The sequence below is a fragment of the Methylocystis iwaonis genome, from assembly GCF_027925385.1.
Lineage (GTDB): Bacteria > Pseudomonadota > Alphaproteobacteria > Rhizobiales > Beijerinckiaceae > Methylocystis > Methylocystis iwaonis.
Window position 1 is genome coordinate 909,316 of sequence record NZ_AP027142.1, and the last position, 16,835, is coordinate 926,150.

General features: G+C 65.1%; 22 protein-coding genes. 2 read left to right on the forward strand and 20 right to left on the reverse strand.

The window, feature by feature from the left end:
• Positions 1 to 193 precede the first annotated feature (193 nt).
• Together QMG84_RS04370 and QMG84_RS04375 are read left to right on the forward strand one after the other, a co-directional pair.
• Positions 194 to 715 (forward strand): hypothetical protein, encoded by a 522-nt coding sequence (locus tag QMG84_RS04370; RefSeq protein WP_202072944.1) that lies wholly within the window; start codon positions 194 to 196, stop codon positions 713 to 715.
• Between the two features lie 126 nt (positions 716 to 841).
• Positions 842 to 1,240, forward strand: a complete 399-nt coding sequence (locus QMG84_RS04375; protein ID WP_202072943.1) for a DUF3126 family protein — start codon at positions 842 to 844, stop codon at positions 1,238 to 1,240.
• Positions 1,241 to 1,415: 175 nt separating this feature from the next.
• Here QMG84_RS04375 and QMG84_RS04380 read toward each other — a convergent pair whose 3' ends face one another.
• The 20 genes from QMG84_RS04380 to QMG84_RS04475 all read right to left on the reverse strand — a co-directional run bounded on the left by QMG84_RS04380 (position 1,416) and on the right by QMG84_RS04475 (position 16,775).
• Positions 1,416 to 2,060, reverse strand: coding sequence for a hypothetical protein (locus QMG84_RS04380; RefSeq protein WP_281930719.1), 645 nt, complete (start codon positions 2,058 to 2,060; stop codon positions 1,416 to 1,418).
• A 1-nt stretch (position 2,061) separates the two neighbouring features.
• Positions 2,062 to 2,430, reverse strand: a complete 369-nt coding sequence (locus QMG84_RS04385; RefSeq protein ID WP_281930721.1) for a hypothetical protein — start codon at positions 2,428 to 2,430, stop codon at positions 2,062 to 2,064.
• 92 nt (positions 2,431 to 2,522) lie between these two features.
• Positions 2,523 to 3,911, reverse strand: coding sequence for a sensor histidine kinase (locus QMG84_RS04390; protein WP_202072941.1), 1,389 nt, complete (start codon positions 3,909 to 3,911; stop codon positions 2,523 to 2,525).
• 6 nt (positions 3,912 to 3,917) lie between these two features.
• A complete protein-coding gene (locus QMG84_RS04395) occupies positions 3,918 to 4,601 on the reverse strand; it encodes a response regulator transcription factor (protein ID WP_202072940.1) in 684 nt (227 codons plus the stop codon).
• A gap of 34 nt (positions 4,602 to 4,635) precedes the next feature.
• Positions 4,636 to 4,998, reverse strand: coding sequence for a PepSY domain-containing protein (locus QMG84_RS04400; protein WP_202072939.1), 363 nt, complete (start codon positions 4,996 to 4,998; stop codon positions 4,636 to 4,638).
• A 117-nt stretch (positions 4,999 to 5,115) separates the two neighbouring features.
• Entirely contained in the window at positions 5,116 to 5,316 is a 201-nt protein-coding gene (locus QMG84_RS04405) for a hypothetical protein (RefSeq protein ID WP_202072938.1), read from the reverse strand.
• 36 nt (positions 5,317 to 5,352) lie between these two features.
• On the reverse strand, positions 5,353 to 5,574 hold the full coding sequence (locus tag QMG84_RS04410) for a hypothetical protein (RefSeq protein ID WP_202072937.1): 222 nt from the start codon (positions 5,572 to 5,574) through the stop codon (positions 5,353 to 5,355).
• Between the two features lie 126 nt (positions 5,575 to 5,700).
• Positions 5,701 to 6,195, reverse strand: coding sequence for a M15 family metallopeptidase (locus tag QMG84_RS04415; protein WP_281930725.1), 495 nt, complete (start codon positions 6,193 to 6,195; stop codon positions 5,701 to 5,703).
• Positions 6,196 to 6,265: 70 nt separating this feature from the next.
• Positions 6,266 to 7,855, reverse strand: coding sequence for a DUF2793 domain-containing protein (locus QMG84_RS04420; RefSeq protein WP_281930727.1), 1,590 nt, complete (start codon positions 7,853 to 7,855; stop codon positions 6,266 to 6,268).
• 12 nt (positions 7,856 to 7,867) lie between these two features.
• Positions 7,868 to 11,746: a baseplate multidomain protein megatron gene (locus QMG84_RS04425; protein ID WP_281930729.1), complete on the reverse strand. Its 3,879-nt coding sequence runs from the start codon at positions 11,744 to 11,746 to the stop codon at positions 7,868 to 7,870.
• A 124-nt stretch (positions 11,747 to 11,870) separates the two neighbouring features.
• A complete protein-coding gene (locus tag QMG84_RS04430; protein WP_281930731.1) occupies positions 11,871 to 12,308 on the reverse strand; it encodes an NlpC/P60 family protein in 438 nt (145 codons plus the stop codon).
• Positions 12,305 to 13,189: a phage/gene transfer agent baseplate hub protein gene (locus QMG84_RS04435; RefSeq protein WP_281930732.1), complete on the reverse strand. Its 885-nt coding sequence runs from the start codon at positions 13,187 to 13,189 to the stop codon at positions 12,305 to 12,307. Before QMG84_RS04435 ends, QMG84_RS04430 begins: the two co-directional genes overlap by 4 nt.
• A gap of 10 nt (positions 13,190 to 13,199) precedes the next feature.
• Positions 13,200 to 13,838: a DUF2460 domain-containing protein gene (locus QMG84_RS04440; RefSeq protein ID WP_281930733.1), complete on the reverse strand. Its 639-nt coding sequence runs from the start codon at positions 13,836 to 13,838 to the stop codon at positions 13,200 to 13,202.
• An 8-nt stretch (positions 13,839 to 13,846) separates the two neighbouring features.
• Positions 13,847 to 14,434 (reverse strand): phage tail tape measure protein, encoded by a 588-nt coding sequence (locus QMG84_RS04445; RefSeq protein ID WP_281930734.1) that lies wholly within the window; start codon positions 14,432 to 14,434, stop codon positions 13,847 to 13,849.
• Complete coding sequence (locus QMG84_RS04450) at positions 14,418 to 14,600, reverse strand: rcc01693 family protein (RefSeq protein ID WP_281930736.1); 183 nt, start codon at positions 14,598 to 14,600, stop codon at positions 14,418 to 14,420. The genes QMG84_RS04445 and QMG84_RS04450 overlap by 17 nt, the downstream gene beginning before the upstream one ends.
• A 62-nt stretch (positions 14,601 to 14,662) precedes the next feature.
• The gene (locus tag QMG84_RS04455) at positions 14,663 to 15,019 is read right to left on the reverse strand and encodes a gene transfer agent family protein (RefSeq protein ID WP_281930737.1); all 357 of its coding nucleotides are present in this window, start codon (positions 15,017 to 15,019) and stop codon (positions 14,663 to 14,665) included.
• An 8-nt stretch (positions 15,020 to 15,027) separates the two neighbouring features.
• Entirely contained in the window at positions 15,028 to 15,438 is a 411-nt protein-coding gene (locus QMG84_RS04460; RefSeq protein WP_281931900.1) for a phage major tail protein, TP901-1 family, read from the reverse strand.
• Complete coding sequence (locus QMG84_RS04465) at positions 15,438 to 15,863, reverse strand: DUF3168 domain-containing protein (protein WP_281930738.1); 426 nt, start codon at positions 15,861 to 15,863, stop codon at positions 15,438 to 15,440. Before QMG84_RS04465 ends, QMG84_RS04460 begins: the two co-directional genes overlap by 1 nt.
• 10 nt (positions 15,864 to 15,873) lie before the next feature.
• The gene (locus QMG84_RS04470) at positions 15,874 to 16,203 is read right to left on the reverse strand and encodes a phage head closure protein (protein WP_281930739.1); all 330 of its coding nucleotides are present in this window, start codon (positions 16,201 to 16,203) and stop codon (positions 15,874 to 15,876) included.
• Positions 16,200 to 16,775 carry a head-tail connector protein gene (locus tag QMG84_RS04475; RefSeq protein ID WP_281930741.1) on the reverse strand — a complete coding sequence of 192 codons (576 nt, stop codon included), beginning with the start codon at positions 16,773 to 16,775 and terminating at the stop codon, positions 16,200 to 16,202. Before QMG84_RS04475 ends, QMG84_RS04470 begins: the two co-directional genes overlap by 4 nt.
• Positions 16,776 to 16,835: the final 60 nt, after the last annotated feature.

Below are 16,835 nucleotides of genomic sequence, written 5' to 3' on the forward strand. Positions count from 1 at the left end.
CCGTCAGTACAGGTGCGGCATCGAGGCTATTCGCTTTATCGCCTGATCAGATTGCGTTCACAACATCAATCAGACTATCGTTGCGCTGCCGTAAGACGAGTCGCCGCTGACAAAAATGGCGCGTCCTGTGCTTGACCGCGCCGTCGCAAGTCGCTGCCGAACATCCAAGCGGCTTCCATAAGGGAGAATTTATATGGTGATCCGTCTCGTTGTTTCCCGCGCTGCGGTCGGCCTCGTCGCCATGGGCCTCGGCATGGCCGTCTCGGGCGAAGCCCTCGCCCAGGCCAATGTGCTGAAGGAATGCGGATCTCGTTATCAGGCCAAGAAGGCCGCCAATGAACTCGCCGGCCAGAGCTGGCAGGATTTTCTGAAGGAATGCCGCGCGAGCCTCGCCGAGCCGGCCGCCGCCGCCCCGGCGGAAGCTGCGAAACCCGCCGCCGAGCCGGCGAAGCCCGCCGAAGCCGCGGCGCCGACGCCTGCGCCGGCCGCTGAGGCCGCCAAGCCCGCCGAACCCGCTAAGCCGGCGGAAGCCGCCAAGCCTGCCGAGGCCGCCAAGCCCGCCGCCGACACCAAGGCCGCCACGCAGTCGCGCCAGAAGAAATGCGCCGCCGAGTGGAAGCAAAAGAAGGCCGAGCTTCTCAAGGCCGACAAGAAGATCACCTGGCCGAAATATTGGAGCCAGTGCAACAAGCGTCTCAAAGAGGCCGGCGAATAATCCGGCTCGATTCCAATGCAAGCGCCCGGCGATTTCGCCGGGCGTTTTTTTGCGAAAAACACATCTTGCCCGGGTCGCGGGATCATGTCACAGGACTGAAAAGATTAGGCATCTCGGGAGGCGCGGGTGGAAAAAGGCGAATTGCGAAAGCTGCAGGCGTTTCTGCGTCGCTCCTTCGGCAATGACGACATCCGCGTCACCCTCGATCCGAAGAACACGGAAAACGCCGCCGTTCATCTCGGCGAGCGCAAAATCGCGACCATCTCTGTCGACGACGAGGACGGCGACCGCTCCTTCGCTTTCGAGATGAAAATTCCTGTCGGCCGCGAAGTGCTGCAGTCTTATCTGCGGAAGCTTTTCGAAAACGACCGGCTGACGATTGTCGCGCGCGGCCGCAAAACCGATTCCGTCGAACTCAACAGCGACGGCGAGTTTCTCGGAGTGATCTCCGCTGACGATGCGAAGCTCTCGAGCTTCACGCTGCAGATCGCCATTCTCGATTTCGATCTCGAGGAAGAAGAGTAATCACACGACAAACCTCCGAGGCGGCCTCGTCCTTCGAGACGCGAGCGTCGCTCGCTCCTCAGGATGAGGCCTAAGTGTGTGACGAAATTGCAGAAGCTCCTCATGCTGAGGAGCCTGCGCAGCAGGCGTCTCGAAGCACGAGGGGCGTCAACGCCACTTTTGCAGCAGCCTGTAATCACCGCTTCTTTGTTTGCGGCGCGGTCATTCTGGCGAGCAGCGTCTGCGCGCCCTCATAGAGCGCATCCCAATTTTCGAGAAGCGCCGGCGCATAACGCAGCTCGACATCGAGGGCGCCTTTGCGAAAGACGGAGATGCAGCCCTCGCCAGGTGCGCCCGTCTCCGGTTTCGGGCAGCGCGCGAAAAACGCGCTTCCGTCGGGCGGCGCGATGAAAAGCTCTTCGGAATCGTAAGGCGAACCCGGCTCGAAGCGACGCAGCACGAGGCCGCCCGGGCCATCCAGCGTCTCGGGCGCCAGGAAGCGGGCGTAGAGCTTCGCGGGGCGCTCGCCGGGATCGAGCCCGTCGTCCTTTGAAGTGACCGTAAAAGTCACCGACTCGCCAACGCGCGGTTTCGCTTTCACGGGCGCGAAGCCGGGGTAGGAGACGATGAAGCTCAATCTGTCCGCCATTCCGCCGACGCCGGTCGTCTCGTCGCGCGCATAGGCGCGCGCGTAGGAAAAGCTTACGCCCGCGACTTCCGCATGGATCGTTTCATTCGGCGCATTCCCCCGGGCCGAGAACAGCAAGACAGTTCCAACAGCGATGCAGAGCGCCAGCAGGACGAATGCGATGAGGAGCCGCATCGAAGCGACGACGCCCAAATCAGCTCGTCACCCGCCATTCGCCATTCTCGCGGCAGGCCTGGCCCTTCGCTTCCTGCGGCCGGCCGTTGATGAAGATCTTATGCGTGTAATCCCGGCACGCGCCGTTCTCGGAGCCGGGCGTGACGAAGCCATAGGCGCCCTTTTCGCCCCGCCAGCTCTTGCGGGCGCCACTGGAGACCGCTTCCTGCTGCGCGGCAATGGCCGTGGCGCGGTCCTTTTCTCCGAGCGACAGGCCGATAGAGCCGCCAATGACGCCCGGCGCAGGAGGCGGCGGCGCTGTGACGACAGGCGCCTCCGCCACGACGGGCGTCGGCGCCGGCGTCGAATTGCAGGCGGAGAGGCCAGAGGCCGCGCAGAGGAGGCTCATCGCCAAGGTCGCTTTCGCGCACGTCGTCGACAAAATCCGTTCTCCCTCGGTGGTCGCAATCGCGCCCCTCATGCAGGATCGGCAGGCGGCTGTCAAAACCCCGGCAGGCGCAGCCGCGCCCGCAGGCCGCCTGTCGGGCTGTCGTCCAATTCCAGCGCGCCGCCATAGGCGACGGCGAGATCGACCACGATCGAGAGGCCCAATCCCGAGCCCGGCTTGGTTTCGTCCAACCGGCGTCCGCGCTCTGTGGCCTGCGCGCGCAAATGCGGCGCGAGGCCGGGGCCGTCGTCGTCGATCGTGACGATCAACGCGCTGCGGCTCGCGCCGCTGGTTTGAGAGTCGACCGCGACGCAGATCGTGACAGCGCTCTCCGCCCATTTCCCGGCATTATCGAGAAGATTGCCGACCATCTCCTCGAGATCCTGGCGTTCGCCGAGGAAACGCAGCTCCGGGCGGACGTCGCCCGAAAAGGCGATGCTGCGCTCGCTATAGATCTTCGTGAAAGCGCGCAGCAGCGCTTCGACGCAGGGCGCAATGGGCGTCGCGGCGCCGAGCGCGCCGCCGCGGGCCGCCGCGCGCGCGCGGTCGAGATAAAAGGAAATCTGGTCGCGCATGATGCGGGCCTGTTCGCCGACCTTGTCGGCCAAAGGCGAGGGCGCGGCGTCCGCTTCATTGACCATGACGCTGAGCGGCGTCTTCAACGCATGGGCCAGATTGCCGACCTGAGTGCGGGCGCGTTCGAGAATGTCGCGATTGGCGCCGATGAGCAGATTGAGCTCGTCGGCGAGCGGCGCGATCTCGTTGGGATAGGCGCCCGTGATGCGGTCGCGCTCCGCGCGCCGAATGGCGGCCAGCTCGCGCTGCAAAAGACGCAGCGGCCGCAGGCCGAAACGCACCTGAAAGGCGGCGACGATCGCGAGCGCAATGGCGAGCGCGGCGAAGGCGATGATCAAAGCGAAACGAAAGCGCGTGATCTGCTCTTCCATTTCTTCGACGCTCGCGGCGACCTGGACGAGATAAATGCCTGTGTCTTCCGCGTCGATGACGCGCTCGACGATTCGCAGCTTGCGGCCGTCCGGCCCCCAGGCAAGACCGCGCCGGGAGCCGCCCACTCCCGCCGGCACGCCGAGGTCGGAGAGCTTGGGGAGGCGATCGGCGAAGAGCGAACGCGACGCCTTTATCTCATGCGCCGCATTGTCCATGCGCGTGATCTGCCAATACCAGCCCGAGCCAGGAAGCTCGAACTGCGGATCGCCGAACTGGCTCGGTCCCGTTCGTCCCTCCTGGCCCGACTCCGAGACGTCGGCGACAATGGCGCGAAGGTAGACGTCGAGGCGGCGTTCGAAAATTTCCTCCGCGACCCGTCGGTAATAGGCGGTGAAGAAAAGGCTGGCGACGAGCAGCACCACCGAACTCAGCGCGGCTGCGGTCAAAAACAGTCGCGTTGCGATGGAGCGTGTCGTCAAGCTCGGCAGGCGCATGGTTCTTTAGCGTTTCCCGCCGGCGTCCTCTGGGCCGGACACGGCCATATAGCCGAGTCCGCGAATGGTGTGAATCAGCTCCACGCCGAGCTTCTTGCGCAGACGCCCGACAAAGACTTCGATCGTGTTGGAGTCCCGGTCGAAGTCTTGATCGTAAATATGCTCGATGATCTCGCTGCGCGAGACAACGCGCCCGCTGTGATGCATGAGATAGGCGAGCAGACGATATTCATGCGAGGTGAGCTTCACCGGCGCGCCGTCGACCACCACGCGGCCCGCCTTGGTGTCGAGCCGCACGGGGCCGCAGACGATCTCATTGGTCGCATGCCCGGCCGCGCGGCGCAGCAAAGCGCGCATGCGCGCCAGCACCTCCTCCATATGGAAGGGCTTGGCGACATAATCGTCGGCGCCGGCGTCGAAACCCTGAACCTTTTCGCTCCAGCGGTCGCGCGCCGTCAGAATCAGAACCGGCATGACGCGCCCATTTGCGCGCCATTGCTCCAAAACGGTGATGCCGTCCTTTTTGGGCAGGCCGACGTCGAGCACAACCGCGTCATAGGTTTCCGTTTCGCCCAGAAAATGCCCTTCTTCGCCGTCGAACGCACGGTCCACGGCGTAGCCGGACTGCTCCAGAGCCTGCGCGATCTGGCGGTTCAAATCCTTATCGTCTTCGATGACGAGCAGCCGCACCCTTTCGCCCTCCCCATGAAACCCCGGTCTTGTCTCAATTATTCGTGCGGCTGGAATGCGGCTTTCCCGTCGCGGCGTCGAACAAAAGTTTGACGATGCGTCCGTCGGGCCGCAGCACGCTGATCTCGTAGATGAAGAGCTCTTCCAGCCAGCATAGCCGCGCGCCCAGCGCTTCGCCGCTGAGTTCAAGGGCGGCGGCGCGCATGCAGGCGAGAGGCTCGGTCAGTTTGTGCGCCTCGATTTTTTCTCGCGTCTGGCTCGTGGAAAAGCACTGGCGGCGGACGGGCAGGCGCTCGGCTATCCGTTCGGGAGCTTCTTCGGCGCGCGCCGGCCCAAGCGTCGCCGCGATCGCGGCGGCGGCCAAAGCGCAGCGAAACCTGAAAAAGGCGACGGGCATTCGTTCTCCTGAACCTATCCTTCTCCATCGGCGATGAACCGCGAATGAACGCCGCCGAAGGCCGTGGCCTGGCTCGCTTTTCAGCATTTTGCCGGCCTTCGGAGGCATATTGCAAGTTTAGCGGGGCGCGCGAAGCAGCGTGGAGATTTTCCCCGGCGGCGTCGAGGTGAAGGCCCGCATCGCCGCCATGAGAGTCGCCGCGCCGACGGCGACGGCGCCCGCCTTGGGATCGTCGAGAAAGGTGATCCAGTCGGTCGATGCGAGCACGCCGAACATGGCGACAAGCGCGGCGGCGAGATAGGTGCGATATCCGGTCATCGTATTTCCTTCGTAGGATACAGGCCTGTCGAGGCCTCAGGCTTGGGGCAGGGACTGGTCCGCCGCGGCGATTGCGGCGCGTAGCTGATCGGCGGTCGCGTGAAGATCGGCGGCCATCTGGTCGACGGCGGCGGCGTCCACCGCCGACGCGCGGGCATAGGCGAGGTCGTGGGCGAGATAGTGGATTCGCTCCACAGCGGCGGCGGCGACCGTTCGCACATCGTTGAAAGCCGCTGCGAGATTATCGAGTGCGGGCATTTTGGTTCTCCTTAGCGCGCTTTCCGCTCGTGTGAAATTACGCGCGAGCGATGAGAAAGCGCGCAGATTCAAAAAGCTGGAGCGCATTCTTATCGCAAAAGTCTGTCAACTTTTGCGGAATGCGCTCTAGCGGCTGACAGCCTGAAAATGCATGGGATCGCAATCGCCATTGGCACCGCGCCAGATGAGGCCGCAATCCTCGAAGGCGCGGGCGGCCTCGAGCGGGATGAACCCCGGCCGCCATTTCGAGCGGAAGGGATTATGTTGCGGGTCGATGTCGAGGGCCGCGCCGAAGCTATGCGTCGACCAGCTTTTGGTCGAGCCGCGCTTGAGCCGCACCATCAGCGAGCCGCCGGTCAAATGCAGGCGATGCGCTTCGATCTCGCCTTGCGTTCCGTAAAGCTTCTTGACGGCGAGCAACGCCTCGCCAAAAGCGTCGCGGCATTTTTTATGGAAGCGCAGCGTCGTCACCGGCGGGCCCCAGGAATAGCGCATGGCGAAAGGCGGGACGAGATCGACGATATTGTCGCGCTCCCATGTCGTGTTGATCGAGCTGTGAAGCACCGGATCGCCATAGAAGTCGATGAGCTCGGAAGGCGATCGTTCACTGGGCCATTGCATAGAAAATATCCTTTCTCGCGAGAGGCGCGCCGAATGGCGTTTTCGAATTGTTTGGGGAGGCAGGGCCGCTTCAGAAATATTCGACGATGATCGCGTAACCCGATCCGCCTGCGCCGCCTGCGCCGCCGCTCCCGCCGTTCTGATGTGCGCCGCCGCCGCCCCCGCCGCCGCCGGGGAAGCCCCCGGGGCCGCCATCGCCTGCGGTCGCAAGGCCGGACGCGCCGCCGCCGCCGCCCGCTGCCGCCTGCTCCAAGGGACCGGCGCCGTTCGCCCAGCCGCCGAGGCCATTGGCGCCGTTTATCGCGCCGCCAGCGACGCCGCCCTGGGCGTTCGAGGCGTTGCCGGCGACATACACGCTTCCGCCTTGCCCGCCATTGCTCGCGGCATTCGCTGCGGTAATTCCGCCCCCGGCGCCGCCGCCTGATGAAGCGCCAGGGCATGCGCCGCCTTGCAGCCCGGCGTCGCCTGTCGCGGGGCTCCCGCCGCCGCCCGAGCCGCCGCCGGGATAGAAGGAGCCAGCGCCGGCCGCAGCCGATCCACCGCTGACGCCGGTCGCGCCGCCAGCGCCGCCCGTCGCGCCGGAGGCGTTTCCGGCAGGCGCCAATCCGCCCCCGCCGCCGCCCCCTGAACCAGCCGCCAGGCCGCCGCCGGAGCCTGCGCCGCCGCCTGTTGCGCGCAACAGCGCCCCGAATGACGTATCGCCGCCGGAAGCCCCGTTATTGCCTGCGGCGCTGTTCGTCGTTTGCGTCGCGCCGCCCGCTCCGCCGGCGCCAATCGTGACGGCCCGGGAGGCGCCAATTTGCGCGGCCGTAAATCGACCCCGCGCAACGCCGCCACCCCCGCCGCCTCCGCCGCCCGATGCAATTGCTCCCGCCGCCTGTCGCGCGCCTGAACCGCCGCCCCCGCCGGCGCCAAAAAGAATGACATCGACCAGCGTCACGCCGGGCGAGGGCGTGTAGGTTCCGCTCGACGAGAAGGCCACGATCTTCGTGGGGCCGCCGCTCGGAAAGGCGACGGCGCCGGTTGTTCGGTCGACGACGATCGCGCTTTTCCAAGCGGAGCCATCGGGCGAGACCTTCACGCGGAAATCATCGTCGCCCGAGAGTCCCATCTCGGCGCGTCCGGAATAAGCATCTTGATAGACGAGAGACGCCGTGTTGGAGGCGGCTTCTTTGTTGAGTGTCAGCCGCAGATCGCCCGAGCCGCTTTCGCCCGTGGATTTTGCGGTGAAGAGCGCCGCATTGAGCTTGGCGGCGAGCGGGTTGCCGGCGTCGGCGCTCGTGCCGACGCCGAGCCGCGAGAGATTCCCCAAATCTCGCAGGCTGGAGCCGAGGTCGACCCAATTCGCGCCGTCATAGAGCAGCAGGAGCGACTCGGCGGCGACATAAAGGCGCCAGCCCGGCCGCGGCGTCAGAAAGCTCCAGCCGCCCGCCAGAAATGTCGCGATCTGCCCGCTCTTGCCAGCGAAAGCGCCCGCAGCGCCCGCGCCGATCAGAAGCCGCTCGCCTTCACTCGGCGTCGCCGGCGGGACAGCAACGCCGCGCGCCGAAACGGCGAGATGCGTCAGCGCGTCGACGAGCGCCAGCGATTCATTATGCGTGACGTGTTTTTGCGCCTGCGCCGCATCGATGAGCGGTAGCGCCAGATGGGTCGTCTGCATGTGCTGCAAATCCTATTGAACGGCGAGCGCGCCAATGAAAGGAAAGCCGCGGCCGACCGTGGCGCTCATCTGATAGAGCGAGAGGGTGAGCGTGCTTTGCGGCGCGCCGAAATCGGCAAGCTCCTGCGCGGTCGGATAGACAATCGAGGGCGCCGTGGCGGAAAGCCTGCGGACGCCTGTCGGCAGGACGATCTCCGCCTCATAGGCTTCATTCGCTTCGCTGAGTGGTATGTCGACCGCTTCCCACGCATCCGAGTCGATGCGCGAGCGCCGCTTGAAGTCGATGACAATCCCCGCCGGGGTCCGAGTGGCCCGGACCTGTGTCGGCGCATAGGGCCGGAGCGCCTTTCCCGTCGCCGTCACAGTGGCGCGCACATAGAGCGGGTCGGCCATGTCGCGATCAGCGGGGCCGACTGCATAAGTTATCGGCGCGCCGATGTCCGATGTGTTGCGCGCCAGCGGCGCGAGCGCGTCGTCGAGCAGGACGACTGTCGAGCCTGCCGGCGCAACGCGCGCCGCAAGATTCTCCTCGCCGCCGATGCCGCGAATGAGTCTGGAGAGACGATAGGTTTTTTCGGCGACGAGCTCCGCGCGCGCGAAGGCGAAAATCTCCCACGCGCCATCGGCGCCGCGAATAGCCATTGACGTGCGGCCGCTGAGCGCCACGAGATCGTCTACGGAAGCGAGCGCGCCGCCGCCAAGCCGCACCGTAACGCTTGACCCATTGTCGAAGCGCCCGACAGGCCCCGGCGGCAGCGCGTCCAGCGTGTCGCCGATCGTCGCTCGCTTTTCGATGGTTCCGATCACCTGCGAGGCGCCGCTGTTTGCGCCTTTCACAATGGCGAGCGGGCCCGGCCAGGGATCGGCGAAGGCGGCGACATAAGACAGCGCCGAGGAGTCGCGCACAAGGGCGAGGTCGAGAACGACCACGCGCGGCGGGCCGATGATCTGTGGAGAGGCCACCGCGTTACGATATAGTTTTGGCGGAGGGACATCGTAAACGGTGGGATCGACAGCCCGCGCGCTGACGCTGCGCGCAGCGCCGTCCGTGATCCGTTGGATCTGGAACAGCCGCCCGCCGCCAGCGGCGCCGAGGCGCACGATGTCGCCCGGCTGCAGGCCGACGAGGCCGGGGCGCAAGGTAAATTCCGCCGTATCGCGGCCCACCCAAAGATCTTGCAGCCATATGTCGGCAAGCCTTTGCGCCTCGGAGCGATGGATCATCACCGCCGCCTGGGCTTCGCTCTGCCGCGCCGAGCGGCCTTCGAGCCGACGCGAGAGAACGCGCGCGGTCTGATAGTCGTTTTCCGAGTCACCGTAGGAAAGCGCAATCTCGTGCGGCAAATCGCTTTCCTGCGTGCGCGTCAGCGTGACGAGCGACATATCCTTCCCGGGGACAAGATCGTCTTCGCCAATGTCCCGCGCGGGACTCGCACGCCGATCGACGAAGCGCAGCTTGCCGCCCGCGACGATCGGGTCGAAGCCATAAAGCGCCGCGAGCGACTCCATCGCGTCGCGCGGCGACATCGGCCGGTCGAGCGTATAGCCGTCGATGAAGCCGCCGATGTTGGGGCGCTCGATCTCCAGCGCCGGGGGCGAGACGGCGCCCGCGAGCGTCGTCAGGAGACGGTCGAGCGGAGCGCCTTCCAGGCGTCCGTTGAGCCAATGGCCGGTCTCCCAATTGGGACCGTCGCTCCATGCCGCGCTCTGCGTGGGAAACGCTGGGAAGGGACGCGCGTCCCAGCACCAGATATGGATGCGCGCCGGATCGACCATCGGCCCGCCATAGATGCTCGACGTAGGGTTGGCCGCTGCGCCGCCGGGCCGTGACGGATCGAAATGCGAAATCGTCGCCTCGATGAAGCGCGCCTGCATGAGATCGTCGCGCCCGTCGCGGGAGAAATAAGGCAGGCCCCCTTCGCTCGATCGCGCGTCTGGGAAAACATTGGGGGCGTTCGCGCCGCGGTCCACCGCCGGGCAGCCGGTCTCCGTGATCCAGATCGGCTTCGATTGTGGAACCCATGCGGTCGATTGCGCGAGCTCGGCGCCGCCGACGCGCTCATAGTGCGGGAGTGACCAGAAGGAGCGGAAATCCTTCTGCCGATAGACCCAGGGCTTGCCGAGGCCATCGGTGATCGGCGTGCGGATTTGCGCGCGCCGCGCGTCGCTATGCGCATAATACCAGTCGTACCCTTCGCCAGCCGCAACGCGGGAAGCGAGATAGTCGAGGTCGGTGACGGACGTCGCAATCTGCGCGTCGAGATGCGCGTCCCCATCGCGCCAATCGGAGAGCGGCCAATAGACATCCACGCCGATAAAATCGACGGAAGGCGACGCCCACAAGGGATCGAGCGGAAAGCGCAGCTCGCCAGCGACGGGAACATGCGCGCCATATTCTGTCCAGTCGGCCGCGTATGACACTTTGGTTGCGGCGCCGAGAATAGCTTTCGCATCGGCGGCCAATGTCGTGAGCGCGCTCACGAAAGGATACTGCCCCGCGCTTGAGCGCACGCGCGTCAGCCCGATCAGCTCCGAGCCGATCAGAAACGCGTCGACGCCGCCGGCCGCTTTACAAAGAGCAGCGTAGTGCAGCGCAAAGTCGCGGTAACGCGCGACAAAGGCGCTGATCTGCGTCGCCGCCGCGGGCGTTGCATCCGGCGTCCCCGGCTGGCCCGGCGCAGGATCGCAGGTGATGCGGCCGCGCCAGGGAAAGACCGGCTGTCCGTTGAGGCCCGTATAGGGGTTCGGCAGCGCGTTTCCGGGCGGAACGTCCATCATCAAGAACGGATAGAAGACGACCGAGAGCCCGCGCGCCTTCAAGTCCGCGATCGCCGCCGACACGGAGGCGTCGCTCGGCGTGCCGCCATAGGCCGAACGTCCGTCGATCTGCGAGACGAGCGTCGCGGTGGCGCGCCACTTGCCGGCGACGCTCCAATCCGGCGGCCAAAAAGGCCCGAAAATGAAGTCGAACTCTCCGATGGTCTTGAAGCGCGAGTCGACGCGCGGCTCGATGTTGCAATATTGCGCGCGCAGATCGTCGCCGAACCATGTCACGACGAGCGCGACGCTCTCGAGATTGGGGCAAAGCGCCTGCAGCGCATCGATCGAGGCCTGCCAATCCGTCTGCGCGGTCAGTTGGTGGCGGTTCTCGGCGTTGGTGACGCCGGACGTCCAGAAGTTGAGTTTCAGCGTGGGAAGGTAGCCGGCCTCCGTCGCGCCGGGAATGACGTCGACGCCGCGGATCATCTCGCCGACGCCGGCGACGGGTTTCACCACCTCGAAGGTGAACTGCGGAATCCGATTGCCGAAAGACGCCAGCGCCAATCCATCGAAAACAATATAAGCGAGCCCGCGATAGGCGGGCACATTGCCCGCGCCTTCCTTGGCGACGATGAGCGGATCGGGCTCCTGCTCCTGTGTTCCCGCGTAGATGCGGATGGGGAGAGTCGACATGTCGAGCTCCACGCCATCGGCCCAGATGCGCCTCACGAAAGCGATCGGGCCCTCACAGAGGCCGATCGCAAAACTTGCGGAATAGACATAAGTGAAGGTGACGCTTTGCGTGCCGCTGCTGCTGCCCTTGCCGCTGCGCGGCGCGCTTTCAAAAGTGGCGTTGACGCGTTCGAGAAACCGCGTCGCCCAGATCATCTGCCCGCCGATCCGCGCGCGGCCATAGACGCGCGGCACGCCGGCGCCCTCCGTAGACGCGATCCCATCCATCGACTCGAGACGCGGGCCGACGCTGTAGCGCGGCGACGCATGCGGCGCGAGCGCCCGATCGATGAGCGAGCCGCCCAGACCGCCCGCAAGACGGCCGGCGATCGAACCGACGGGTCCGCCAACCGCGCCGCCGACGACGGAGCCGACGGTTTGTAGAACGAGCGTCGCCATGCAGATCTCTGTGTGTTCTTATGTGAAATCCGCTCGGACTGGTGTCATTCGCGACGCTCGCGCAGCGAGTGATCGGGAATCCAGACCAAGCCCGTTGCCAGTCGTTCAAGCGGAACGGCAAATGTCAGTCTTCGACGCCGGGGAAAGCGAATGCGCCAGCGATGCGCTTGCCCCAATGCGCGCCGATTGCGACTTCGGTCACGCAAGCGCCGCTGTGGGCGTGGACCATATGCGTGGCGGAGGTCGCGACGCCGAGATGCTTGGCGGGGAGGTGGTCGCGAAAACGAAATGCGAGAACGTCGCCGGGACGCAAATCGCGAACCGGGACGGCGCTGAAATGGCGATGCGCGGCGTCGAGCAATGTTTCGCCGCCCAGGCTTTCCGCCCAATCGGGCGTATAGGGCGGGGCGGCTTCCGGCTCGTCGCCGACCACTTCGCGCCAGACGCCGCGCACGAGGCCCAGACAATCGCAGCCGACATGAATGAGCGACGCTTGATAGCGGTAAGGCGTGCCGATCCAGCGCCGCGCCGCCGCGATAATCATCGAGCGTTGGCGGTTCATCGAAAAAAGCTCCCCCCGTCCATCGCGGGCGCGAGAGCGCTCGGATAGGCGATCACGCGGTAATTGCCGGGCATATGCGGGAAGCCTCGAAAATTGACGATATTGTCGAACTTCTGCTGACAGGTCGCCGCGGATTTGTCGCAGCCTGCAACAAGCGAGACCCTATCGCCTGCGGCGATTGCGCCGCCCGGCGGAGTCCAGAGAGCGACCGAGGCGCGCAGACCGTCCTGTCCGTGCGATTTGATTGTGAATCTGGCGCCGTCGTTTGCGCCACTCGTGAAGGTGAGCGCGCCGCCGGAGAAATATGCGCTATCGAAAACGCTCGCGAGATCGAGCGTCAATATGCCCCCTGAGAAGCCCATGACAGTCGCCGCCGTCTCGAAGGCGGCGAGGTCTACTCCGCACTGCGGATCGCCGAGATCAGCGGCGCACCCGCGCTGGAAGGCGCGGCCCTGCTGCTGGTCGAAGACATGGGCGTTGGAGCGCAGCTCCGCCGCGAAAGCGCGTTCGCCGCGCCGGACGTCTCCCATCGTCGCCACGTCGAGCAGCACGCGATCACTCACATTCGACCAATCGACGAGCCATGTTTCGATCGAAGAGCCATCATAGAGACCATCGAGCAGATCGCTTTCGGTCAGGCCATCGTCCCGCAAGGCGCCGGATGCCTCGGCGGTTCCAGCGGCGAGCCCCAGATTTGTTTCGAGCTGCGAGGCTGAAAGTCCCGTATCGGCGCGAAAGGTCACGCCGTTGAAAATCAGGTCGCGATCATGATCCGTAAAGCCGAGGACGGCGCCGTCGTTCCTCGTGAGGCGCCAGCACTGGCAGAAGGTCGTGGCGACGGCGTCTAATTTTGCCTGCATGGCGGCGGAAAGCGTCAGCATCGTCGGTTACTCAAACAGCGATTTCAATGATGGGGATTCTCGGAATCGCGCCGGCCTCGAAGGCCTGCATGTCGATCTCGAGAAAGTCGGCGTCGAAGCGCACGGGCACGTCGAAGAGATAACCGGCGGTCACGACGGCGCCCGGCGGCGGAATAGCGGCGGCCGTAAAAGCGACGACTCCCGTCGTATGATCGACCGAAAAATTGGCGGCCGTTTTTTCCACACCATTCACCGCCACGCGCACGCTTCCAGCGACAGGCTTGGCGATGTCGCGCACATAGGCCGAAAAGGCGCCGCCATATGTTTTCACCAGCGGGAACGACGCACGCGCGCCATCGCCTGTCCCGAGTTTCTGGTCAATCGGCGCCGGCGCGACGCCGGGCGCGCAAGAGGCGTAATCGGCGCGGTCGCGCCAGCGAAAGCCATAGAGGCGGCCTCGCCGTTCTTCGAAGAAATCGATCACCTGCGCGAGCTGCGCCAAGGTCTTCACGCCATAGCCGGCCTCGTAACGACGTCGCGAATGCGCCCATCGCGCATTGCGCGACTCGCGGTTCGAGCCCAGCGTTACGATCTCCGTGCGCCGCTCCGGCCCGCCGCGTCCGTCGAGGGAGACGTCGAGAGGAAATCGAATTTCATGAAAGTCGTTCATGCCGTCTCTCAAAGATTGCGTTGGCCGCGCGCGACGGCTCGCGCAAGCGCGCCGGTGATTTGTCCTTCGGAGCGGCGAAAGCTTTCCATGTCCTGAGCCGCGATGTTCACTGTCACCGAAACAGGCCGCCCATTTCCCTGCGGCGCGACGACGCCCAACCGTCCGTCGGAGCCGCGCGCGAGCGGCATGACGGCTTCCGCCCCGCGCTCGCCCATCAACCCGGTCGAGGCGCCATTGGCGAAATAGGCGGGGCTTGCGATCACGCCGCCCTCTGCGAAAGGCGTTATTTGCTGATTGCCGAACGAACTGGCCAGTAGGCTCGAGAGATTGCCGACGAGCCCGTTCGTCAGCGCGCGCGTTCCATCGCGCAAGGCCAGGCGCGCCACAGACAGCGCGACGGTGGCGAGCGTATCGTTGAGGCTTTTTCCACTCGCCGCCGCAGCCATCAGGCCGTTTGTCAGCGTCTTTGCGGCCTTGTCGCTCGAGGCGTTGATCTGGTCGAGGAGCAGCTTCGTCGACTCGAGATTCTGCGTTGCGAACGGTAAAGCGGCGTCCGGCTGGTTGAAGACGTCGGGAAAATTATTGCCGTTGTTCATCTCGGCTCCGGTCGGGGAACTCCCGCATCATCGCGTCGAGCATTGCGCGGCTCGGCGGTCCCGCCGCGCGCCCATAAACGCCTTCCGTCGCGTGAAACAGCTCATGCGGCGTCATCGACCAAAAATCTCTTGGCGCAAGCCGCAGGACGCCCAGGCCGAAGGCCATGGCGCGCGAAAACGGAAAGGGCGCGCGCGGGGAGGACGAGTGCGCCGCTACGTCGCTTTTCGCTATCGGGCGTCCTGCGGCGTCCGAGGGTTTGCGGGCGGCGGCTCCGGCGCATCGCCGAATGTCGCAGCCAGCAGGTCGGCTGCGATCCGCACATAGCCTGCAAGCCCGTCGGAAGCTTTCATGAGTGAGACCTGATCGTCGGTCAGCGCATGGCCGGCGCCGCGCAGACCGCAGCCGATGATGCGCAGAATGTCTCTCGCCGAGAGCCTGTTCGCCTCGAAGCGTTCCGCGAGCGCGACCAGGTCTTGCGCGCCGAAGCCGCTTTCGAGCTCCGCGAGCGCGCCGAGGGTCAGGCAGAGGGTATAGACTTTGCCGTCGAGCAGCGCGTCGATCTCGCCGCGTTTCGCATTCGCCATCGCAAGCCTCACATCGCGCTGAAGGTAAGCGCGCCCGCGGAATCGAGGGCGATGTCGAAGGTGATCTCTGCCGCATGCTCGCCGCGATAGTCGAGATTGGAGATCTGGAACGGACCCTGCAAAATCCCGAAATTTGGAATAATGATCTGCCAGTCGCGCAGCAGGCCGTCGAAGAATGTCTGGCGGAGCATCAAGTCCGACGATTGGTCCTTGAAGATGCCGGTTCCGGAGACGCTGGCGCGCTTGACGCCGGCGCCGTCCAACAGCTCCCGCCAACGCCCGGTGGATTCCGCGTCGGTGACGTCGACTGTATCAGCGTTGAGCGCAATGCGCCGCGTGCGAAGCCCGGCGATGGTGACGAAGACGCCGGCGCCGTCGCCAATTTTGAGAAGAAGGTCCTTGCCTTTCTGGGCGGCCATCATGGTCCCTCGGGTTCGAGATATTCCGTTACAGCGCGAAATGTCATTGCAACGCGCGCGAAGCGCCCGTTCTGATCGCGCTTCGTCTCCAGCGAGACGAAGCGCAGATCGACGAGCGCATGGCCGTCGAGCGCCAGCGGCGCATCATCGAGCAGGTCGATGATCTGCTGAGCCGCGCCGAGCGCGGCGCTCGTCCCGCGTTGCGTCGTTACAATTGCGAGCGTGAAATAGTGTTCGGCGCCGCGCGACGATTGCGCGGACCGATCTCGCATCTGGGCGTCGGCAAAGAGCGCATAAGGCGTCTCTACGCCGCGTGGCGCCTCGTCGTATATTTTCGCGCCGCCAAGTGCGTCGACGAGCGCCGCATTTGCCGCAAGCCGCGCGATGATTGCCTTGCGCAGCGCAAGGATGGGAGAGCCGCTCATGGGCTTTTCCTCATGAGAATTCTTCGCAAAGACATCTCAAAAAGCGTCGCTTCTCGTCGATGTCGGCGACGCTCTTGATGATGAGCTTGCGGCCGCGGAAATCGAAACGCATCTGGCTCTGCACGTCGGCGCGCCAACGGATCGTCACGGTAACTTTGCGCGATTGTTCGAGGCGCTGTTCGATAAATTGCTCTTCCGCGCCCTGCGTTTCGATCTGCGCCCACAGCCGGGCGAGCGGCGTATAAAGGCGCATGAAGCCGCCGACGTCGTCTCGAGCGTCCGTAGGCGCCTCCAGCGTCACGCGCTGACGCATGGCTCCAATTGTGGGGCGCGCGCTCATGACAGCCGCCTGCGCCGAAACGGAGCCGCAAGCTGCAGGACAGAACTCGGAAGCGCATCGTCGGCTTCGTCGCCACGTTTTTCCCACCAATGTGCGACGAGAGTCAGGATGGCGCGCCGCAGCGGCTCGGGCGTCTCATTTGCAAGGTCGCCATAGCCAACCGTGAAGTCGATTTCGATCGCATCGGCGCCGCGTTCTGCAGCCGGCGGCGTGACGGAAAAGATCACGCGTCCCTCGTCATTTGCCGCCGACGCGCGATAGCTTTGCGGTTCGATTGCTTTCGCTACGCCGCTGGCGTCATAAATTCGGATGGCGCCGACCGACCGGAACGGCGCAAAAGGAATGATGAGGCGCGATGCGGTCGCGACGCTTTTGGGCCAAGCGTCATAGACGAGCCGCCAGCTTTGGGTAACGAAAAGTCGCCGCGTATAGGCTTCGAGAGTCATCCGGGCTGAAACGATCAGCGCCTGAATGAGCGGGTCTTCGTCGCTGGCGTCTTCGCGAAGCCATGACTTCGCCTCCGCGAGCGCGACCGGTTCGATCGCGGGCGCGCCAATGAGCATCGGTCGCATGCCGGCTCCTGTTGAATAATGGGAGAGAGACCCGCGGCGCCGGCGCCGCGGGTCGCGGGA

Excerpts from the sequence above, each read along its gene's own strand:
- QMG84_RS04460 (WP_281931900.1), bottom strand. The coding sequence starts at position 15,438 with ATGGCCGCCCAGAAAGGCAAGGACCTTCTTCTCAAAATTGGCGACGGC.
- QMG84_RS04455 (WP_281930737.1), bottom strand. The coding sequence starts at position 15,019 with ATGGCGAATGCGAAACGCGGCGAGATCGACGCGCTGCTCGACGGCAAA.
- QMG84_RS04465 (WP_281930738.1), bottom strand. The coding sequence starts at position 15,863 with ATGAGCGGCTCTCCCATCCTTGCGCTGCGCAAGGCAATCATCGCGCGG.
- QMG84_RS04420 (WP_281930727.1), bottom strand. The coding sequence starts at position 7,855 with ATGCAGACGACCCATCTGGCGCTACCGCTCATCGATGCGGCGCAGGCG.
- QMG84_RS04425 (WP_281930729.1), bottom strand. The coding sequence starts at position 11,746 with ATGGCGACGCTCGTTCTACAAACCGTCGGCTCCGTCGTCGGCGGCGCG.
- QMG84_RS04410 (WP_202072937.1), bottom strand. The coding sequence starts at position 5,574 with ATGCCCGCACTCGATAATCTCGCAGCGGCTTTCAACGATGTGCGAACG.
- QMG84_RS04400 (WP_202072939.1), bottom strand. The coding sequence starts at position 4,998 with ATGCCCGTCGCCTTTTTCAGGTTTCGCTGCGCTTTGGCCGCCGCCGCG.
- QMG84_RS04445 (WP_281930734.1), bottom strand. The coding sequence starts at position 14,434 with ATGAACAACGGCAATAATTTTCCCGACGTCTTCAACCAGCCGGACGCC.
- QMG84_RS04430 (WP_281930731.1), bottom strand. The coding sequence starts at position 12,308 with ATGAACCGCCAACGCTCGATGATTATCGCGGCGGCGCGGCGCTGGATC.
- QMG84_RS04440 (WP_281930733.1), bottom strand. The coding sequence starts at position 13,838 with ATGAACGACTTTCATGAAATTCGATTTCCTCTCGACGTCTCCCTCGAC.
- QMG84_RS04475 (WP_281930741.1), bottom strand. The coding sequence starts at position 16,775 with ATGCGACCGATGCTCATTGGCGCGCCCGCGATCGAACCGGTCGCGCTC.
- QMG84_RS04385 (WP_281930721.1), bottom strand. The coding sequence starts at position 2,430 with ATGAGCCTCCTCTGCGCGGCCTCTGGCCTCTCCGCCTGCAATTCGACG.
- QMG84_RS04390 (WP_202072941.1), bottom strand. The coding sequence starts at position 3,911 with ATGCGCCTGCCGAGCTTGACGACACGCTCCATCGCAACGCGACTGTTT.
- QMG84_RS04435 (WP_281930732.1), bottom strand. The coding sequence starts at position 13,189 with ATGCTGACGCTTTCCGCCGCCATGCAGGCAAAATTAGACGCCGTCGCC.
- QMG84_RS04405 (WP_202072938.1), bottom strand. The coding sequence starts at position 5,316 with ATGACCGGATATCGCACCTATCTCGCCGCCGCGCTTGTCGCCATGTTC.
- QMG84_RS04370 (WP_202072944.1), top strand. The coding sequence starts at position 194 with ATGGTGATCCGTCTCGTTGTTTCCCGCGCTGCGGTCGGCCTCGTCGCC.
- QMG84_RS04450 (WP_281930736.1), bottom strand. The coding sequence starts at position 14,600 with ATGGCCTTCGGCCTGGGCGTCCTGCGGCTTGCGCCAAGAGATTTTTGG.
- QMG84_RS04415 (WP_281930725.1), bottom strand. The coding sequence starts at position 6,195 with ATGCAATGGCCCAGTGAACGATCGCCTTCCGAGCTCATCGACTTCTAT.
- QMG84_RS04470 (WP_281930739.1), bottom strand. The coding sequence starts at position 16,203 with ATGAGCGCGCGCCCCACAATTGGAGCCATGCGTCAGCGCGTGACGCTG.